The 21,342-nt window shown below is 44.1% G+C and carries 16 protein-coding genes; 1 reads left to right on the forward strand and 15 read right to left on the reverse strand.

Annotated features, from left to right (window positions below; translation table 11 throughout):
• Positions 1-8: 8 nt before the first annotated feature.
• The gene (locus MHI37_RS25625) at positions 9-1,148 is read left to right on the forward strand and encodes a hypothetical protein (protein ID WP_076338045.1); all 1,140 of its coding nucleotides are present in this window, start codon (positions 9-11) and stop codon (positions 1,146-1,148) included.
• Between the two features lie 319 nt (positions 1,149-1,467).
• Here the strand turns inward: MHI37_RS25625 and MHI37_RS25630 are convergent, their stop codons facing one another.
• The 15 genes from MHI37_RS25630 to MHI37_RS25700 all read right to left on the reverse strand — a co-directional run bounded on the left by MHI37_RS25630 (position 1,468) and on the right by MHI37_RS25700 (position 21,213).
• The gene (locus MHI37_RS25630; RefSeq protein WP_076338046.1) at positions 1,468-4,638 is read right to left on the reverse strand and encodes an ATP-binding cassette domain-containing protein; all 3,171 of its coding nucleotides are present in this window, start codon (positions 4,636-4,638) and stop codon (positions 1,468-1,470) included.
• A gap of 39 nt (positions 4,639-4,677) precedes the next feature.
• Complete coding sequence (locus MHI37_RS25635; RefSeq protein ID WP_076338047.1) at positions 4,678-5,088, reverse strand: SRPBCC domain-containing protein; 411 nt, start codon at positions 5,086-5,088, stop codon at positions 4,678-4,680.
• Positions 5,085-5,411 (reverse strand): metalloregulator ArsR/SmtB family transcription factor, encoded by a 327-nt coding sequence (locus tag MHI37_RS25640; RefSeq protein ID WP_076338087.1) that lies wholly within the window; start codon positions 5,409-5,411, stop codon positions 5,085-5,087. Before MHI37_RS25640 ends, MHI37_RS25635 begins: the two co-directional genes overlap by 4 nt.
• A 91-nt stretch (positions 5,412-5,502) precedes the next feature.
• Positions 5,503-6,837 carry a 6-phospho-beta-glucosidase gene (locus tag MHI37_RS25645; RefSeq protein WP_076338048.1) on the reverse strand — a complete coding sequence of 445 codons (1,335 nt, stop codon included), beginning with the start codon at positions 6,835-6,837 and terminating at the stop codon, positions 5,503-5,505.
• Positions 6,834-7,814: a BadF/BadG/BcrA/BcrD ATPase family protein gene (locus MHI37_RS25650; RefSeq protein WP_076338049.1), complete on the reverse strand. Its 981-nt coding sequence runs from the start codon at positions 7,812-7,814 to the stop codon at positions 6,834-6,836. The genes MHI37_RS25645 and MHI37_RS25650 overlap by 4 nt, the downstream gene beginning before the upstream one ends.
• A 91-nt stretch (positions 7,815-7,905) precedes the next feature.
• Positions 7,906-10,203, reverse strand: a complete 2,298-nt coding sequence (locus tag MHI37_RS25655) for a hypothetical protein (protein ID WP_076338050.1) — start codon at positions 10,201-10,203, stop codon at positions 7,906-7,908.
• Between the two features lie 26 nt (positions 10,204-10,229).
• Positions 10,230-11,987 (reverse strand): S-layer homology domain-containing protein, encoded by a 1,758-nt coding sequence (locus tag MHI37_RS25660; RefSeq protein WP_076338051.1) that lies wholly within the window; start codon positions 11,985-11,987, stop codon positions 10,230-10,232.
• 33 nt (positions 11,988-12,020) lie between these two features.
• The gene (locus tag MHI37_RS25665) at positions 12,021-13,196 is read right to left on the reverse strand and encodes a response regulator (RefSeq protein WP_076338052.1); all 1,176 of its coding nucleotides are present in this window, start codon (positions 13,194-13,196) and stop codon (positions 12,021-12,023) included.
• Complete coding sequence (locus tag MHI37_RS25670) at positions 13,193-14,977, reverse strand: sensor histidine kinase (RefSeq protein ID WP_083676381.1); 1,785 nt, start codon at positions 14,975-14,977, stop codon at positions 13,193-13,195. Before MHI37_RS25670 ends, MHI37_RS25665 begins: the two co-directional genes overlap by 4 nt.
• Before the next feature lie 59 nt (positions 14,978-15,036).
• Positions 15,037-15,852 carry a carbohydrate ABC transporter permease gene (locus tag MHI37_RS25675; RefSeq protein ID WP_076338053.1) on the reverse strand — a complete coding sequence of 272 codons (816 nt, stop codon included), beginning with the start codon at positions 15,850-15,852 and terminating at the stop codon, positions 15,037-15,039.
• Positions 15,853-15,904: 52 nt separating this feature from the next.
• Positions 15,905-16,795, reverse strand: coding sequence for a sugar ABC transporter permease (locus MHI37_RS25680; protein WP_076338054.1), 891 nt, complete (start codon positions 16,793-16,795; stop codon positions 15,905-15,907).
• Between the two features lie 35 nt (positions 16,796-16,830).
• Entirely contained in the window at positions 16,831-18,159 is a 1,329-nt protein-coding gene (locus tag MHI37_RS25685) for an extracellular solute-binding protein (protein ID WP_256710598.1), read from the reverse strand.
• A 227-nt stretch (positions 18,160-18,386) separates the two neighbouring features.
• On the reverse strand, positions 18,387-19,280 hold the full coding sequence (locus MHI37_RS25690) for a sugar phosphate isomerase/epimerase family protein (protein ID WP_076338055.1): 894 nt from the start codon (positions 19,278-19,280) through the stop codon (positions 18,387-18,389).
• A gap of 20 nt (positions 19,281-19,300) precedes the next feature.
• A complete protein-coding gene (locus tag MHI37_RS25695) occupies positions 19,301-20,158 on the reverse strand; it encodes a sugar phosphate isomerase/epimerase family protein (RefSeq protein WP_076338056.1) in 858 nt (285 codons plus the stop codon).
• Positions 20,155-21,213, reverse strand: a complete 1,059-nt coding sequence (locus MHI37_RS25700; RefSeq protein ID WP_076338057.1) for a Gfo/Idh/MocA family oxidoreductase — start codon at positions 21,211-21,213, stop codon at positions 20,155-20,157. Before MHI37_RS25700 ends, MHI37_RS25695 begins: the two co-directional genes overlap by 4 nt.
• Between the last annotated feature and the right edge of the window lie 129 nt (positions 21,214-21,342).

Raw genomic sequence — 21,342 nt, forward strand, 5'->3', positions numbered from 1 at the left:
GCGATGATATGAGCATTGTGCTGCATGAAATAAAGAAGCTGTTTGGACTGAGAATGGTTGTGCTGCTGCTTGCCTTCAACGTCGTTTTTTACTTTTTATTTATCCAGTTTTACTTTCAATATTTCCCTAACGGCAGGCCAGACCTTGATCTCCACAATATTAGCATCGAGATGAAAAATAATTACGGCACTCATATGGATGATACTGAATATGATCATTTTCTCCAGAACTATGCCAATACAATTGAAGAAACCGAACAATTCATGCAGTCAAACCCACAGTTCATCGCTGCTAGAATTTCAACCTATGATGCCTTTCGCAGTGCGGACTATGAACAGTTGAAGAAGCTTAAAAGCTACGTCATGTTTGAGCTCAGCAATGGCCTCTTTTGGAAGGCACAAGCGTACAGCTATTTAATAGAACGCAAAGAAAATAGTGAGACGAGATGGATTTATGGGGCAAATGGACATACTCCGAAGCAGCAGCACAGAATTGATGAGCTTCTAGCCAGCGGCGAGAGCGACTCTGTTTTTACGTTTGTCGTCTTTAATAATTACAAAACCTTAATCAACTATATGACCGTTCTTATCGGGCTGAGCATCTTATTTATCATTTCGCCGCTCTTCTTAAAGGACAAGCACAGCAGAGTCATTCATCTGCAATATACGACACGTATCGGACGAGCCTTATTCCGTAAAAAGCTGATCGCTGCCCTCCTATCCTCACTCATCATCATTACGGTTCAGCTCGGCACCTTCTTTCTGCTATACAGCCGACTAGGAACAGGGATATTTCTAGATTCCGGCATCAGCTCGATATTTAATGACAGCTACTTTTGGTATAACCTCACCTTTGGTCAATTTATCGCCTTGTCTATCGCTGCTATGTACTTGTTCGGTCTGATCACGGCTTTGGCTGCTGCATGGATTTCAAGCTTGGCTGGCAGCTTCATAACGATCATCGGACTTCAGATTCCGTATGCCTTCCTTGTGCTTGGCATGCTGCCCGTTGCACTCGTCAGCAGACTTGCTGATCTCTATTATGCTCAGTATGTGCAGCCGCTCGCTTATTTGCTGCTTATCTCGGGCGTAGTTCTGCTGCTTGCCCTTCGCTGGCGAAGAGAGCGACGAGCGGACCTGCTGGTATAGCGATGGAATGTATCAAAAAAGAAGCACGCTGGGCAATAGCCTAACTCCGGTTCAAAATAGCAAAAAAACTCATCTGCAATTCATTATTGCAAATGAGTTATCTTCACTGTCTGACATGTATATTAGTTGAACTATATAACTTGAACTTAAAAAAATGAAGATTTAGCGAAGCGAGAAGATCGTTTCTCTAGAAACGAAGTGTTCGCCTTTGCAGCCATATTCTTACCTTTAAATGTCTTAGGAAATCAAAGAATCTGGCTGCAACAGCGATCGTAAGAATGATCTTCTCGCGCAGCGACCAAAACGCAAATGTTTAAATTCAATTATTTAGCACAAGGAATTGGTAAATCGCCATCATTTCTTGTTTGTTCAACTCACGGATCCGATTGAAAATTGGAATATCTGCTACAGCCTCAATAGTTAAGCTTTCAGCAACAACATCACTTACTTTGCCAGTTAGCCATCTTTGCACATCTATGCCTTCGACGATTTCCTTACGCCCTTCATCGTTGATGCCACTTGCATAACATCTAACACATGGTACCGATAATTTGTATACACCATCATGGAGTCCATCTTCTGAAATTACTTTCTTTCCTTTACAGAACGGACATGGATGGCTTGCTTTAACCTTATTAATTAAGGTGACGATTTTTTTGTAACCAAACGCTTCATAGACATAGGTCAGTTTTTTGTATTTTCCATTCGTAAAATACTTATCAATGATCGTTTCTCTCGTCTCGTTGATATTGCCAAAATCACAGATAGAGATCCGATTATTAATGCTGATCGATTCGATACTGCTGCTAATGCTGCCCCAGAATGGCAGGGCATTTTGCAATACCATTTCATAGTGCGCAAAGCTTGCCAGCTCTAGTTCCAGCATTTTCAGCGCGACTTGTGTTTCCCGAGGCAATAAAGAGACATCTTCGGTCAAAACCATGTCGCCGCCGACAATGGCTTTCAATTTTTCTAGTTCCTGCAGCTTCCCTACCGTTTTCATGACTTCATCAATTGGCTGCTGAATAATCTCACGAATATCCGTATCGCCAAATTTCAGCTTTTTATGATGCTTTAGTACGGTTCCTTGACAGATTGGACAGATAATCATTTCTTTGGATTCTTTTATCTGCTCTTTAATCATCGATTTCGATACAAACATATACATCCCAATGATGTGATTAAAGCCTTCCCAAATCCTCGTTGCTTTGGCTGCTTTATCATAAAATGACTTTTCCCAATAGCCGTATAAAAAAGTATGCTTTTCTGCCTCTGTCATCTCGTTATAGCTTTTGCTTAAATCCTGACCAAGCTCATTCTTAATCTCATCAAAGATGAATTGTATTCTTGAGAATTGATAGAATTTTAGAACCTCCATTACATCAGGATGCAGTTGGCCATCCCAGAATGGTACGGTTTTGTCCTGAACAACAATATCAAAATCAAATTTCCCAATCACTCGTCGGCCCGAGCAGCATGGACAATGATTGTCTTGTCTATAAAAATCGAAGCTATTTGTATCTTTATTCGTTGGATGTGCCGTCACAATATGATTGATCAAGCCGCCAATTTCATAGAGAAAAGTATATTGACTATACAAGTGCCGTTCCAGATCAATCGCGATGACGGGTGCAATTTTGTCCGATTCGTATTCGCCATAAATCAGACGGGCCATTGATGACAAGCTTTTTAATATGCCGCCCTTATAGATGTTTTCTGCATTTTTAAAATAGTCGATCTGATTTTCTTTTAAATAGGTGATCCCATTTTGCTGCTGGAGCGTTGAAGAAATTTGCAATGGAGCAGTGCTATCCGAACCGTTTTGCTCGCGATAATAATCATCATGACTGACAACCTCAAGATGCTCCACAGGTGCAGACTGTCTTTCACCAAAATCAACGATAAAATCAGAGCTTTCCAGCATATACGAATGATGTTCAATCGTTATGATGGAGACAGATTCATCCTGCAAAATGCCCCTAATACTATCAATAAATTGATTTAATATGTTTTGTGATAAACCTTTTGAAGGCTCGTCAAAAATAAAAAGCGTATGTGGGCTTCTTGAGCCCGCAAACAGCTCAGAAACTAAATGAACACATTGAAATTCACCCGTTGATAGGGATTGCGTTTTTCTTTCCAACGTCAAATAACCAAGTCCGAGCTTGATCAATAAGCTTAAGCGTCTATGAGCGATGTCTTCATTGGGCAGTTCATCAATAATATCTTCAATCGAGCGCTGAAAAATATCATCAATATCTTCGCTGTATTTTGTGAGCTTCTTTTTAATATCAAGAAAAGTCGCAACGGTTGACCGACTGGTAATCGATTGGTTTCGATCTTGCCCAACCACTACCAGTTTATCTTTGGGATATCGCTTCAGAAAGTCTTTCGCTATACACTCATTAACAAGTGTAGATTTACCACAGCCAGATTCACCCGTAAAAGTTACAACTCTATTTTTAGGAATCTGAATTTCAGCCATTTGAATATTACGACAATAAAGATCATGAAATTGATAGAATTGTGTTGCTGCTGCCTGGTTTCGTTCCCCATAGATTGGTTTTGGACGAGGTGATTCTTCAACAATTTTCCCGCCGTATTTACCACTGCCAGGACCAAAGAACAAGTGCTTGCCTGCTGTGTCGAGCACCGTGTCGGAATGGTCAATGAGCCAAATTTGATTCTTATACCCCAATTGTTTAATCTCTGCTAAAATTTTCAATAGTGTTTGGTGATCAAGGCCCACGGAGATTTCATCAATAATAATAACCGTATTCTCACTTGTTGCCATAAATTCTGCCAAGTAGAGCCTTGTTACTTCTCCGCCTGACAATGTACCCATAATGCGATTTAATGTTAAATAACCAATATTCATATTCATTATATTTTTCAGAATTTTTTGTTTACCTTCACTGATCTTTAAAACCTCTGCTAGTGAAAAAATAGTTTCAACGCTTAAATCGTTGATATCGGAAATATGATGTGGTTGATCAAATAATTCGATTTTATATTGTTCAACCTCTTGGTTATAGCGCTTCCCCTTACACTTTTTACATTCGATATTTTTAGTCGTTCCACGACCTTTACAGTCTGGACACCAGCCTAATTCATTATTAAATGAAAAAACTTCTGGAGAAAGATTATATTTTTCAGCAAGAGCAACACGAATCTCTGTAAACACGCCAGTGTGTGTGCCAATGGTTGAACGTGGATTTGAAGAAATAGACGATCTGCCTAGAAAAAGCACAAGCGGCATTTCTTTCATCTTGATCGCACTGAAATTGGTTTCCATAATATTAGGAAATAAATACTGATATTCAGCCTTCGGCAATAAGGAAACGAGACGTTTCTTGGATTCTTCTCCAATAGTTTGACTAAAGGTTGTTTTTCCAGAACCAGACAAACCCGCAATGCCTAACGATTGATCTGCCGGCAGTACAGCATCTAATTTGTTAATATTGTTCGCAATTAATTGATCTATTTTCAAGGTGAAAACCTCTCATTCTAGAAGAAATCATTTTCACAATTATGCTAATACCTTTTCGAGCTGATCGCCCATATGCTTCCAAGCAGATTTAGCTCCCTCAATGGCTCCCTGACGGGCTTTTGTTTCTTCGCTAAATCCAGTTTGATCGAGATGTAGATGGGTCGTTCCATCTGAACCTTTTTTCAAAGTCCATGTAATCGTAGTGCTTTCTCCGGCACTTAACCAAGTGTAAGATAATGTATGAGGCTCGTCCACTTTGAGCACCTCGCAATCTACAATTCCATTCCACCATTCGGAGGGCTCTGCTCGAAACTGAAATTTATGTCCAACGACTGGTTTAAAATCATTATCCCAGATCCATTTCGCAAGAGTATCCGAATCAGTTAACGCGTTCCATACCTGCTCGATTGAGCTTGTGAATTGATAATCTAATGATACATCTGGTTTCATTTTTTTTCCTCCAATAATTGATTTAATTTAATCATTCTTTGTTTCCAGAAGACTTCGTAAAAAGATACCCAATCTTGAATTTCTTGGAGCGGAGCGGCATTTAACCGATATCTCGTTTCTCTGCCAGCTTTTCGAGCAATTACGAGGCCAGATTCTTTAAGGATAGCCAAATGCTTAGAAACTGCTGTACGACCCATTTGAAAATGAACCGTTATCTCATATAAGGGTAGTTCTTCAACATCTGCCAGCATTTGAAGTATTTTTCGCCTTGTTGGATCGGCAACAGCGTCATAAACATCCCTGATTTGACTATTTTCGTTCAAAACCACCCCCACCTTTTCATCATTATTTCCTGTAATGTCACCCATTAAACTTCATATTAACATAATAGGACACCTTTTGTTGTCTCAATAATTATAAGACACCAAAAGGTGTCATGTCAAATTGCGGCAAATAGTCCTTGTGTGCGGTGAGCAATTCATTAAGCACTCGCTTCGCAATTGCTGCGGAGCCTACCAATGGATGAATGCACAACGCCTGTAGGGCCAAATTATAATCGCCATGAACAGCTGCTTCAACTGTGAGCTCCTCATAAGCCTTCACTACTTGCAGCAAACCACGTATTTGTGGTCCTGGCTGCGCAGTTAGCGCAATAGGATGTGCCCCCTGCGCATCAATGATCGCGTTAACCTCCACGCTAGCATCATCCGGCAAGCAGGCGATAATACCATTATTGCGTACATTTACCGTTTGAATATCACCTTTATTATTATAAATAGCCGTCATGAGATTAACCGCTACCTCGGAGTAAAAAGCTCCACCGCGCTGCTCCAGCTGCGGCGGCTTAATAGCGAGCTGAGGATCTTTGTAAAGCTCGAATAGCTCCGTCTCTAATTGCATAACGGTTTCCGCTCGCGTTCCATTGGATTGCATAGCCGTAAACTGCTCATTCAGCATCTCATCACGCAAATAATAGTAACGATGATAAGCACAAGGCAAAGCCCCTAACGATTGCAAAAACTGTTTATCCCAATCCAAATCCGGGATGTTCTTCATCGTCATCCCGCCAGCACCTGCTGTTTCCTCAAGAAACTGTTCCGTAATATCGTTACCACTAACGATGATACGTGTTGTCCAATTCAGATGATTAATGCCGGTCCATTCCAAATGAACCTCCGAAGCAGCAACCTGACACAGTTCTGCAATCTGATTGCGCAGTCCGATTGGCAAGTTGCATAAACCTATCGTTTTCACTCCTCCATATTTAAGCACCGCTTCGGTTACGATACCTGCTGGATTCGTAAAGTTAATAAGGAATGCATTGGGTGCAAGCTCACGAATATCTCGGCAAATATCCAGAATGACGGGTATCGTACGCAGTGCTTTGGCAAATCCGCCTGCGCCGGTTGTTTCTTGTCCAATTAGACCAAGCATCGCAGGTATACGCTCATCGAGTGATCTTGCCGCAAGCTGCCCGACACGAATTTGTGTGCTGATAAAATCAGCATCCTTAATCGCTTCTCGCCGATCCAGCGTCACTTGAATATCTACCGTTAGCCCCGCCTTGTCGAACATTCGACGAGCAAGATCACCGATAATTCTCAGCTTTTCTACGCCTGCTTCCACATCAACTAGATAAAGCTGCTTAATCGGAAATTGATCATAATTTTTAATAAAGCCTTCCATTAGCTCAGGTGTATAAGATGAGCCGCCGCCGATTACAGCAACCTTTAAATCTTTATGTTTCATTCTTGGTAGCCTCCATATTGTACAAAAATAGATTCCAGTGACTCCGTACTCAAAACCTTCTCATGATCCAGCGCTAGCAGAACAGCGCCATATACAGGTGCCATTTCTGGAATGATGAGCACGTGATTGATATTTTCTGATTCTAGTGTTTTTTGCAGCCCATTCAGTAAATGAGGACTGCGTCCTTTTTGAATAACGCTGCCGATCAACACAATTGGGATACGCTCAGCACCAAAATCCCCCAGCCTGCGAATAACTGAATTAGCCGATAAGCCAAGCTCTTGCCCGGCTTCTCTTAATAGCTGAATGGCCAGCTCATCCCCCTCAGCAGCCGTTTCATGTAGAACTACGGTCAGTTCCTCAGGAACTGACGCAATATCTTCGTCAAGCAGACTCTCTATTACTATGTCCAAGGTGTCGTGCCCGAAAAAGGCAGCTACCGTATCCGTCAGCCTGCTTGCTCGTTCCCTTCCTTCAATGGAACGAACGGCTGCCTTAAACGTTGCAGCCGATAAATACTCACCGCCAGCACGATCACCAAACAGCTCGCCAAACCCGCCTACTTGAACCATTTGTCCATCTCTGCTTCGCCCAGCCGCATTCGTTCCACTGCCGCATATCAAAACGACGCCGGTATTTTTCATGCTCCCTGTTCGCAAGCCAATCATTGTGTCGCAGACAAGATCCCATTTGGAGAAAGGAATGGTGGCTAGCGCCGGCAATAAGATGGAAAAGTCCTTGGCACGATCCGCTCCTGCAAGCCCATATTGCACAAAATCAATTTGTTCTCTCGTCAGCATTGCACTTTCCAATGCACTGTCTATCGCCAATCTAATATTTGTTATTGCCGACTCGATTCCAATTCGCTGATAATTGCCACTGCCTGCAACAGCAGCACCAAGCTTAACGCCTTGTTCATTTACGATGACGGCATACGTCTTGCTTCCGCCGCCATCAACTCCCATTACGATTGCCATCTGGATCACCTCTATCTTCCGTCAATAAAAAGCCTGGGCGGTTGAACGATCATTTCGATCGATAGCGCCCAGGCCAGCTGTTATCGCAGCGTTATTCGCCTTCGATCATTCCGTAATAGCGCCCCATCCAATAAGGGAGCGTAAACGCGGTCGAATTCCCCATGTAACCATCATTGTAATTAACATTTGGATATGCACCGTTGCTTACATTTTCATCAGCTACAAATGGATTCTTGTTGTATTTGTAAATTTTGTTCTCGTCTGGCGGAAGAACACGATTGAGCAGCAGCTCTTCCTCGTCTCTTGCGCTGTAATCATCCAAATGTAGGACATCTTTGCGCACCGAGTTCATCACCGGCAGCTCGATACGAACTTGCGGAGTACGGTACATCATCCATACCGCTGATTCTAGATCTACATCCGTTTTATCCTGATTAGTAAGCTGGTAGACAAACGTATAAAGTGGATTTAGCTCACGGCTCATATTCACCCACCATTGCTCCATAATTTCTCTCAAATCCTTCACTCGACTAGAGCTCTGGTTCTCTTCCAGCTCCAATTCAATTAAAGGCATGAACGAAATCGTGAACAAATGCTCATCGGAATAATTGACCGACAGCGTTACGTCCTTACGGGCAACGATATCGTCGATTCGCTCTGGATTTTGACTGTAGTCATCAAACTCCATATAATCCCGCGGCACGATATCCATTCTGCGCTCCAAATGCTCTTTGGCCATATGGATGTAGCCTTTTCCGTCTTCTTTGCCATCATAGCTATAATCCCAAAGGTCATTGTAGGCTTTCTCATACTGTGCATAATGCTCACTGTAAGCCCCATTGCCTTTCGTTAAGTACATCGTCGTTTTTAAGAAGCTCATAATTTCAATCGCATTAAGCGGACCGTCTTCATAGCCATAAGCAAATTCACCCGGGTTTTTAGGATCATCCTTCAGAAAATAAGACGCGAACCACTTTGACCAGGTGGTTGAGTTGCCATGTGCGTCAACAATTCTAAAGTCATTCGTTATGATATGGTTCATCATCCGGTCTGCAAATTCAACCGTAAGTTCCTTCAAGTGCGCGTCCTCTGCTCCGCTTCCGTCAAATAAATAGCGTGCAGCGTAATAGAATAAGCTGAAATGAGCAAGAACTTCGTCCGAGGATGTATCTGCCTTATAAATAATATCCATGTCGGATATGCCCATGTCACGATATAAAGCAGCAAGCATCGGGTCAAGATCTTCATTAATATCGGATTTCAAGCGCCATGCTACCCCTGGCTCCAAATAACCAACGTTCCTCGGTCCAGATACGCTCGTATCGAATACAACTGGATAAATCCAATCCGGTCCATAATAGGTTTTAGTCCCCCAATCAGCGTCATACGTCCTTCCTGTCATCGTTGCATAAGCCGCTTTCGCCTCAGCGATTAGATCAGGATCCGTGATTTGGAAGTTCTCTGCCCCTTTATCACCCACAGCCTCACGTGATTTAACCGCAAGCGCAAATCCGCCGGCTCCTGCTTCCTTCACTTCAAACCATAAACCGCTGCGCTGCTCCTCACCCTTCACAATATAGGAGCGCGACGGAAAACCATCGGCGCGGCCGGCAATTTGATTAAGCAGCAAAACTGCCTTAGTCGCTCTTGTAGCAGCTGCTTTGGACTCTATACGTTCTTGCTCGTTCCCTTCACGCAGCGCAGTCTGGTAACGGAAGATCTCGCCAATAGCATAGGCTGCCGTCCACAAGCCATCATTGTCATTCGTTCTTGGCTTGCCAACATATTGACCATTTACGATAGAATAGTATTGATCTGGAATCATGCCGTTGCGGTCATTGACTGTGCGCATAATGCTCTCTTGAAGATCCGCTTTTTGCTTGAGCGTCTTGTCTTCCATTTTCAGTTGAACGACGCCCTTGGCGTTTTGAATCCAAACGCCATGATTACCGTCGCTGTAAAGTCCAGTCACCACATCATCACCATTATAAATATATCGAGGCCCAGACAAATACTGTACATAATCGCGTGTATCTGCCTCGCTGAAATTAATTCGTGTAACGCCGCTATTTGTTCCAATCCAGAGCGTATCTCCATCTTGCGCGAATGCCGTCACCTTGTCTTCGCCAATAAATTTAAGCACCTGCAAATCACTAGGTACCGCTAAGGATGCAGCAAATCCAGCTGAAATGGTCTCCTTCGCAGCGAGTGCTGCAAACTCTGAATTGCTATAATATTTCATATCCTTCTGAGCCCGCTCCTCAAGCACAACAGGAGCAAAGCTGGAACTCGGCAATGCCGCTGTTCCAGCAAAAACGTTAAACGGAACTGAAGCGAATACTGCGGTGCCGACGACAGCCGAAATAATTGACTTTCTCCATTTTTTCATCGTAACCCTCCTCATTAATTTGCTAATTATTTGTATTTAATTTGAGATACCGATTCATTCGTCAGAACCCAAATCACGTTGCCTTCCACTAGAAGCGCCTGAATTTCTCCCTTGAACTTCTCATCCTGCAAGAAGACCTCTACCTTGCTTGCATCCGTTTCATAGACGTTGAATCTAGTAAGCTCATTAGCTGTAGCAACCCAGACCTTCCCGTCCTTATCCAAAGCAGATGCAACGACGTTATCGTCGCTGACTGGGAATATCGACGGCTGTAGCGTTAGTGTATAATCAAGCGTCTTATCGCCAAGCAGTACGAGATGATAATTTCTAAGCTGGACAGGTACTTTCTGATCTGAGAAATCAAAGAATTTCACGGTTCCTACAGGATCAGGTGTTGGTGTTGGATCCGGTGTTGGTGTCGGCGTTGGATCTGGCGTCGGTGTTGGCGTTGTCCCCGTATTTCCGCCGTTCGTGCTGCCTCCGCCCGTATTGGCTGTAGTTCCCCGAATCTCTTTTCCATTGACAATAGCCATTTTGCCATCTTGAACGGTTACTTTCGGAACGTTTTGCTCAATCGTAACACCGCTTGCATTGATTTCAGCTTCGTTCACTTTTCCTGTGCCTATCAGAGAAGCTGCTCCATTAATTACAACCTTACCAATAGAAGAGGAAGTACCTACTGTTACAACAGTTCCAGCCCCAGAGCCTTTGATTTCTAACACTTCAATTTCTGCATGGCTAAGATCCACCGATAATGCATCGCTAATCACAAGATGCTTGATTTTACCTGTAACAACTATCGTTTCACCGGTTTTGGAAGCCGACAATGTGACCAAATCAATCGTTCCTGTTGCTTCGTTTATCAGCGTACCTGAGCTTTGAAAATTAATAGTTCTTATCGTACTTTCACCGCTAATAACTGCTCTAACTGGTGCTTGCTTGCGATTAATATGGAGTCGACCTGCAATTGATGTATTATCAAGCCTTACGCTGTTCACGCCGCCGCCTTCAACATACACATCACCTTTGACTGTAACGCCTTGAAGATCTGCATCGCCGTCACCAATACCTGAGGTTAAGTAGAGGTTGCCATCGACATTAGAGTTGTTCAACTTGATATCACGTACATTAAGGATCGCATTTCCACTTGCATTATCGCTGTAGGTGCCAGGGAGACGCATCAGATAACCCATAACATTATCAATCATGACTACTGCTTCCGCTCGTGTAATTTGCGCAGTAGGTGCAAATTTGTTGCCGGTTCTTCCTTGCACGTATTTTTTCTCAACTAATACGCTGACCGCATCCTGTGCCCATGCTGCAACGGACTGTCCATCGGCAAAGCTGCTGTAGGCGCTCGTATTTTGTGCTGTCAGCTTGAATGCATTAGCCAGCACGACAGCAACCTCAGCTCTCGTAATGCTGGCTGTCGGTTTCATCAAGCCATTAGCATCACCCTGTATAATGCCAGCAGCAAAAGCTTTGGAAAATTCCTCAGCATACCATTTATTAGCTGCAACATCCGTAAATACACGGGATGAGGTATCACTGTAATTGAATACACGATTGACAAGCGCTACGAATTCAGCTCTAGTAATCGATTGATTAGCATGCAATTCACCATTGGCATCACCCTTCAATAGACCTTCTGCTACCCAAGTCTGCATCGTATCTGATGCCCAGTGCTTAGGACTGCTATCCGTTGCGGCGAACGCAACGACGGACATTAATAGTGTGCAGGTTGCCGTAAACACGACTGCCGGTTTTCTGATTTTTTTCAACATCTACGATCCCTCCCATTTCTGATTTCAAAATGCTTAAAGACATTTCTTGCTCTCTTGCAAACGATATTCACTTGGTGTCATGCACACTGCTTTTCGAAAAACCTGTGTAAAGTGGCGCATATCCTGGTAGCCTACTTGCTCTGCAACATCTGTTATTTTACAGGTTGAATTTCTGAGCATGTCTTTGGCCTTCTCGATCCGCAGCTGAATGACATATTCCTTATAGCCAATGCCATTGCTTTGCTTGAACAGATGGCTGAAATAAACGGGATTCAAGTATACGGCAGCCGCTACCTTCTCCAGCGTCAAGCTATCCTGATAATGCTCTTGGATGTACTTTATTGCCGTTTGGACAATGACATTGCTGTTTGCCTCGGGCAAGCTCAGATTCTCAACAGTCTCATCAGCCTTCGCTTGCATGAGCGTAACTTGCTGATGGATACGATCAAATGAGGCAACGGGCTCGGAAACCTGCAGCCTGAATGAGCCATTTAAAGCGTTATCCAAAATCGAATGCAGCTCATTTTTTATTTTTTCATCCTTTAGTGGCTTAGAAGAAAGAAACACGCCGAGCAGTGATCTTTGTCCGAAGCTGACACAAAGCCCTTTCCCGCTGCTCGCCATCCATTCCGTAAGCGCTTTCTCAACTAGTAGATGCCGTCCACTCTTACTTTCGTTTTGAGCAAGGCTGACCATAATTAGTCGACAGCCCGCATATTCCTGCGCTATCGGGGTCATATCATAATGCCCTGTATCCAGGCCTGACGCCCAGCGCTGGAATACGGCTTCCCGAATAAAGTGAGTATGGTGCTCTAGCTGCTCCAGCTCGGATTTTAACGACCGCTGCGCATGAATAGCTTCATCCGCCTCCTGAAGCAGCTCAATAACCTTTTGCTTGCCAATCGGTTTTAATAAATAGTCCTTAGCTCCATAGCGGAGCGCCTGCTGAGCAAAGGAAAAATCAGAATAGGCGGAGATAACGACCCATCGTATATTCTCACGGCTTTTCTTCCCAATCCGCAGCAGCTCAAGACCTCCCATACCCGGCATCATGACATCAAGGAAAACGATGTCAACGTCAGGCAAATAAGGCAATGCCGCTTCACCAGAATCAGCAGTCTGTACAACAGCAGAAGGAAAAGCAGCTTCAATCGTTCGCTTCACACCGTTGCGGATCGTTGGTTCATCATCAACAATTAATACCCTCATAGCGGCACCTCCCTGTGTACAGATTGAGCTCCTTGAAATGGCAGAGAAATGATAATCTGCGTGCCTTGTCCATAAGCGGATTGAATGGATAGTCCATAAGCTGTTCCAAAACGATAGGCGAGCCTGCGGTGAACATTAGCCAGCCCAACACCCGAGCTCCCGCTTGAAGGTACCGCCCTCTCGAACGTTTCGTTCATAATCGCAGCCTTATCTGGTGAAATGCCGATACCGTTATCCCCAATAGTTATCGTAAGAAGCTGTTCTGTACGTACTACCGTTATACTGACAACGCCTGCGCCTCCCGCTTTGCCTATACCATGAATAACAGCATTTTCGACGATTGGCTGAAGCGTCATCTTGGGCAGAGTCAAATCCAGACCATATTCTTCTCCAATAAACTCGAATTTCAGTTTATCGCCAAATCGAGCTTGCGAAATGAGAGCATACCGTTTAATCTGCTCCATCTCCTCGCCAAGCGTTGCGGAGGAGCCATTTGTCCAGTCACAGCTATAACGGAATATGCTTGAAAGCGCCAGTACAACATTCCCCAAATATTCATTTTCCTTCTCGTCTAGCATCCAATACACCATATCCAGCGTATTGTAGAGAAAATGAGGGTTCACCTGGGATTGAAGCGCATTCAACTGTGCGATCTTCTCACTCTCCGATACTTGATTGTTCCGTTCAATCAGCTCATTGATTCGCCTTACCATCTGATTGAAGCCCTCGGTCAGAAGCTCTGTTTCCTTAAATGACTTCCTAAGCGGCGCCTCCTCGAATTTCCCTTGGCCAACAAGTCTCATATGGCGCATTAATTGCTTGAGCGGTGCTGTAAAGGTAACAGAAACGAACAGTGCAAAGATAAGCGAAACGATGAGCAACCCGATGGTCAAGCCTGTCATTAGACGTTGAATCGTGTTTACTTCCACCGTCAAATCCGAGATTGGCGTTACGCTTACTGCAAACCAGCTATTTGCACTTAGCTTGGACACCACAATTTGCTCATCAGCAGCAATGAATCGATTAGATGTTTCATTCTCTATCAGCGGCAGCGTGATGCCTGGCTCGGTTTGCAGAAGGGCTACATCCAAGTGCGCCATGATCTGCTTGGCGTCCGCGAGGAATGATGTCGTATGATCCGTTACGTTCATATTGCTGAGTATCCTCTGCAGCGCTGCCGGCTTAATCTCAATCAATACCATGCCTATAGAGTGAGATTTATGCAGATCAGTCAGCTTTCTTCCGAATACGAAAACAGGACCTTTCTCATTTCGATCAATAACCGAATTTTGCCTCATCCCAATCCAGATCGTTTCTCCATTGGATTTCTTAATCTGCTCGAACCATGACTGGCTAGCGTAATCAGGATCAATAACTTGTGTGCTGCTGCCATAGCTGTACAAGCGACTATCCAAGCTGAATAAATGAATGCCGAGCACATCATCCCAGGAATAATAGATGGAGCCGATCGCATTCGTTATCGTGCGGTCATTAATCGCTCTGACGGCCGAGTTGGACTCTTTCTTATCGAGCAAGCGCTGAATGTCCGTATTCGTAACAATCGATCTGCTTAAGCTGTCATAACCCTTCAGGAGAAGCTCGACGTGCTCACGGGCTTGGGATACGTTTTTGAACGCTGCATCGCCAAGCATGCTGTTCGTTTGCTCTGTTAATCGCTTAGAGTACGTTAACGAAAAAACGATAAGCAGGCATAAGGAGCAAGCCGAGAACAAAAGAAATAATCGTGTCCCGAATGAACGGAAATTGAACATTGTCATCATTTTTTAACACCTTTTTCATAGTATTATCATGATTAATGCTCGCATTATAACACGATAAATCAACCTTTTATCGCTCCAGCAACCATCCCTTTCGTTATTTTTTCGGATAGTATGAAGTAAATGGTTATAACTGGGATTGCTCCCATAATCAAATAGGCTCCGATCGCACCATGATTCGTTGAGTACTGGCTAAAAAAGCTGTAAATTCCGAAAGGCAGTGTTTTTAAGCTTATTTTAGAAATGAAGGTCGATGCTAAAATGTACTCGTTCCACACATCAATAAACGTTAGAATCGTCACGGTCATCATCGGTGGAGCAATGATCGGAAGCATGATACTGAAGAAGATCCGATAAACCGACGCTCCGTCCATACTCGCCGATTCCTCTATTTCACGAGGCACCGTCTTGAAGAAGCCTGATAAAATAAATACCGCGATCGGAATCGCAAAAGCGATGTACGGCAGAATAAGCGAGAGATGCGTATTCAGAATACCGATGTTTTTGAAAATAACGACGAGCGGAAGCAATGTCGATTGAATGGGAATCATAATTCCGATCAGGAACAAGAGCATAATAGCCTTGCCCCACTTCCAATTAAACCTTGTGATGGCATACGACACCATCGAGCTTAAAACTAAGGTGCACAGCAGTGTAATGCTTACGACGATCAGACTGTTCATCAAATATTGAAAATAATGACCAGCGGTATAAGCCGATGTGTAGTTCTCCCACTGCAAAGATGCTGGCAATGATAAAAAATTGCCTGACATAATCTCTTTATTTGTCTTGAATGAATAAAGCAGCAGCCACACTAAGGGGTATACCTGTGATACAAAAAGAACTGAAAACAAAATCCATACCGCTATTTTTTTCATTCGGTCCACCTCATTGCCTGTTAGTCCTTCCCTTTCTTTCTAGCCATGCCGCTTACTCCATGCTGTCCTCGGAGCTTTTAAATAACTTGTTGAGCAGCACTGTCGCCAGTAAGCATTCAATGACAAGGAAGATTGAGATCGCGCTGCCATACCCATACTCAAGCGCCGCGAATGTTTTATTATACATAAGAGTAGAAATAACCTCAGTCGCGTGTGCTGGACCTCCAGCTGTCATCACCATCACCATATCAAATACCTTTAGAGAGCCAATTACTGCTAATACCATCGAGATTTTGAATACGGGGACGACAAGCGGAAAAGTGATGTAGCGATCTGCCTTCCAGCCGTCAGCGCCGTCAATTTTGGCCGCTTCATATACCTCCTGTGAAATGTTCTGGATTCCTGTAAATTGAATGAGAATATGGTAGCCCAGATACTGCCACAGCGATACGAAGAACAAAGCGAATATGGATACCTTAGGATCAGCGAGCCATGTCCTTGTCCAGGATTCCAAGCCTACAAAATCTAGCGCATTATTCAATAATCCACCTAGTGAAGCCGGATTATAGATGGACTTCCAAAGCTGCCCGATAACGACAACGGATAAGATAACTGGCAAGAAATAGCTTGAAACAAGAAAATTCGGCTTACGAACATAACGGGTGAGAAGTACTGCAATGAGTAAGGCAATCGGTATTTCAGCCATAGAGAAGAACGCGAACATGATCGTTCTCCCTACCGAGGGCCAAAATACAGGATCATTGGTCAGCATCTTTGAATAATTGGAGAACCCAACAAATAGCTGCTCACCGATGCCATTCCATTGAAACAATGAATAATAACCCGCTACAGAAATCGGTACAAACACAAGCACTACGTATAAGATTAGACAAGGGAGAACGAAAACCGAAAGAGTGAGTTTTGAAATTTTGGCGGCGTGCATCGAATTATCCTCTCCCCTGTAAATGCTGGTATCGTCTACTGATTATTAGCTGCAAATGCATTTTGATGCTCTCTCGCGGTATCTTCCGGTGGAATGGAGGATACGAATAGATTTTGAATACTATTAAGATGCGTCTGAGTCGTACTCGGATCCATCGTGTTATCGAAAGCAATATCTCCGCCTTTTACCTGCTTAAAAATATCGAGTACATCAATCGCCAATTGCGAATACCCTGCTTGCACGAAATCACCTTGTACAACTTGCGCTACACCTACCGCGTTTTTGAAGTCAAAGGATACCTTCGGGTAGTTAGTCATAAAATAATGCAGGAAATCCTTTGCTTCCTCTAAGTGCTCGCTATTCGCCGCCAGAGCGAAACCGGTACCAGGACCCAGCATATATTCATTAGGGTCGCCCTTGCCATCTACTGTAGGAAAAGGAAACACGCCAACCTTCCCCTTTACATCTGCTTCATCCATCGCGCCTGTCGCCCATGTTCCCATGAAGTACATGGCTGCTTGGCCGGATGTGAATAGGCTCTCAGCAGAATCATAATCGTAGGAGGTTGCTCCTTCTTGAAAGCCCTTAGCTTCAATGAATTGACGGAACTTCGCTACCGACTCGATAAAGGCCGGATCCATGAAATCCTTTGTTTTGTTTTGAACATCGTTTAGATAGCCCGGACCTGCCAGACGCAGAAGGATATTCATGAAAAAGTACGATCCCGTCCATGTTTCCTTCTCGCCAACAACCATAGGAATGATCTTCTTGCTATTAAATGTTTCCGCAGCCTTAATTAAATCATCGTAGGTAGCAGGAATCGCTACTCCGGCTTGCTCAAACAATTCCTTGTTGTAATAAATGACCGCAATATTATTGCCGTCTGGCAGCGCGTACACGTTATCGTCGAAAGTGTAGTAATCTAAAATCCCGCTATGAAAGCTTTCTCCCAGACCGTCACGCTCCAAAATATCATTTAGCGATGCAAGCTTCCCTCCTTCTACGAATGGCGCCATTTGTGCGGCAGCATTGACTACCGTAATATCAGGCATATCATTTGAAGCGGCTTGCGTTTTTAGTTTTATCTTTTGTTGATCGATATTAAGGGAATCCACTTCGACTTTAATATGCGGGTTGGCCGCCATGTAATCATCTGTAATTTGCTGCATAACCTTGTGCTGCACATCTGTAGCATCCGGATAATGATTTTGAAAGGTTAATGTAATTTGCTTCTTCGATGGCTCAACTTCCTTTTTAGTCGTATCCGGCTGTTCCGTAGTTCCATTATTTCCAGAGCAAGCGGTTAGCACTAAAATGAGACAGAACATAAATAGTAACACTGACTTTCGTTTTGCTTGTTTCAAGTCTTTCGTCCCCCTTATCAAATGTATCATTCCTGTTTTTAATTATGGGCTGATGTTTGATCTGTGACTATGTGTAAACTATAGAGAGGTTGTTCAATTATTATAGAAATGTAAAGAATCGTCCTCTTAAATTGCAAAACACAAAAAAAGCATTCAAAATCATTATGATTTTGAATGCTTTTCGGTTTACAGCCTATTCATTAATAATAAATGGAATAAAAAGACATTTAAATATTTTTAAAACGATTTAAAAACTGAACCGCCTTGCTTATATCCGCCTCCGGGCTCGTACCGACCTCACGTTCAATCGTTAGATACCCTTTGTAGCCGATCTCATTTAAAGCATGCAGGTAAGCTGCCCATTCGACACTTCCCTCGCCAAGCGGAACCTCGCGAAATCCATCGCCTGATTCCGCCATTGCCGCAACCTGCTCATGATTAAGCGTCTTTTCATAGCCATAATAACCATACACATCGCGCGGATCGACGTTGCCAAGCTTCACGCCATCCTTCGCATGAGTATGAACGATATACTCCTTAAGAAGATGTACACCCTGAACCGGATCATCCCCCGTAACCATGACCATATTCGCCGGGTCAAAGTTAACAGCTACCCCTTTTGTTCCCAGACTATCGAGAAAAGTTTTCAAATGGGCAGACGTCTCCGGTCCCGTTTCAATCGCAAAATAAGCATTCATGCTGCTTGCAAAGCTCGCGAGCTCCTCGCAGGCCGCATGCATCGACGCATAGATCTGACTGTTTTTGTCATCCGGTACAATGCCAATATGTGTCGTAATAATGTTCGTGCCAAGCTCCATGCCGAGCTCCATAATCCGCTTCGATTTCTCAATTTTCTGATGATTGGCCGCAGCGTCCTGAAAGCCGTGTCCGCCTAAGTCGCCCACTAAAGCAGAAATTTCAAGCCCTAGTGATTGAATATATGATTTCCATTCTTTCCTTGCTGCCGCCGATAGATTAGCAGGGTCCAGCTCACCGCTCACCGCATACATTTGAACCCCATCGGCACCCACCTGCTTAGCCTTAAGCAAGCCTTCCTTTACGCCTACCTGAAAACTGTCTACGATAACACCAATTTTGTTCGTTATTATCGGCAATGTCATGTACGCCACACTCCTTTTAGTTATGCTTCGTTCCATGCCCGTTTCACAAAATCAAAGCCCAGTCTCGTTCCAAGTCGGCAGTCCTCTAAGCCTTCAAACTCGATTGAAATATAATCATCATAGCCGCTTTCCTTCACAATACGCAGCACCTGCGGTATCGCGATATCCCCGTGACCCACAATCGCACCGCGTAGATAGTTCCCGCTTGTCGATTTAAACCAGCCTTCACCATGGCTTTCGGTAGACGAGCGGAAATAGAAATCCTTCACATGGACCATCGAAGCGAGTTTAATGTTATTCCTCACTGCTGCTGCCGGATTCTCGTCCACACATAGGAAATTGCCGATATCCAGCGTTGTTCTGAAGTTTGGACGATCGACCAGCTCCACCAGTGCTTGTACGCGATCACTATGCTGAATATAATAGCCATGGTTTTCTACACTCGTGGTAATGCCGAACGGTGCCGCATAATCAGCGATAGCTTGGCATGCCCTTGCCAGCCTTGGCAGCTCTTGCAGAAACTTAGTTACAGATAGGTCGGAGGAGGAAGCCACATCGTGACGCATTTTTTTTACGCCGAGTGCTGCAGCAATATCTACCTCCTGCTTCAAACGAGTAATCTCCTGCTCATACTGCTCATCATTCAAGCCGGAAAAATTTGCTCCTACCGCATAATTTGACAGCTCAATGCCACTTTCCTGCGCCTGCTTCTTAATCGCTTCAATTAATTGCGGGTTTTCAGTCAAGCTAAAGCCATGCGGCACGATTTCCGCATGCTCCGCGCCAAGCGATGCTATGAACACAATCACATCCTGAATCGTCATTTCTCCCGCATGCAGCGCTTGAGATAAGCTGTAAGTACTGATTCCTAGTTTCATAGCCGTACTTCCGCTCCCTTCGCAGCCGATTCGTATAAACTCACTAAAATTTTCATCATTTCCACACCATCCGCAACAGGACTAAGCGGCTGCTCACCACTGATTATGCATTCGATAAAATGATTAATTTCATTCTGAAACGCTCCAGCGAAATGAAAGCCTTTGTTGTCGGTCTGCGGATATACGTTTAGAATCGTATTATTCTGCTCCGTTACGATGACCGTCTCCGGGTCAATCTCGAAGCCGCCTTTCTCGCCATAAAGCTTAATTGCTGCTTCATCGGACTTGGCATGCAGCGTGAAGCTAACGTCAACCAGCAGCGAGGCGCCATTCTCGAAGCGAATCAATGCATTCGCCATATCCTCGACTGTATTTTTAGCCGCATCATAATCAGCAGCCTGATAGAAGCTCAAATGCTCGATATTCGATCGATTGCCCAGCTTATGATAGGTGTTCGCACTTACAGAGACCGGCTTCGGCCGTCCCATCATATACCAGCAAAGATCGATAGCATGAACACCAATATCAATAAGCGGTCCGCCGCCCGAACGCTCTATATCTGAAAACCATCCGCCGGGGTTGCCCAGTCTTCTGATCGACGAAGCTTTGGCAAAATAAATTTCGCCGAATTCACCTCTATCCGCCATCGCACGCAGGAGCTGCGCATTCGTATCATAACGTCGAACGAAGCCTACTTGAAGCAGCTTTCCGGATTTCTCCACGGCCTCCTGCACACGAAGCGCTTCTTCTACCGTGCGGCATAACGGCTTCTCCACAAGAACATGCTTGCCTGCCTCTAAAGCAGCAATGCTGATTTCCGCATGCATGTTGTTCCACGTACATATGCTTACTGCTTCAATGGATGCATCGGCAAGCAGCTCGCGGTAGTCCGTGTACACCTTCTCCGCACCGTATTTATCTGCTGCCGCCTGTGCCCGTTCCGCATTTAAGTCGCAAACGGCATAAATATTTACTTTCGGATTGTTCTTATAAGAGTCTAGATGAGATGCTGAAATAGAGCCAGTTCCAATGACAGCAATTTGTACCGGTTTCATTACTAATCTCTCCTTCATAGTAGCTTATGTTTTGCACATCTATACTTACGTATTATAATGATTCCATAACGCAACTCCATGCAAAGCTGTGCGGTTTGTTTGTACGATTGTGCTATTCCGATTAGGAGG

It is taken from the genome of Paenibacillus sp. FSL H8-0548 (assembly GCF_038630985.1).
GTDB lineage: Bacteria > Bacillota > Bacilli > Paenibacillales > Paenibacillaceae > Pristimantibacillus.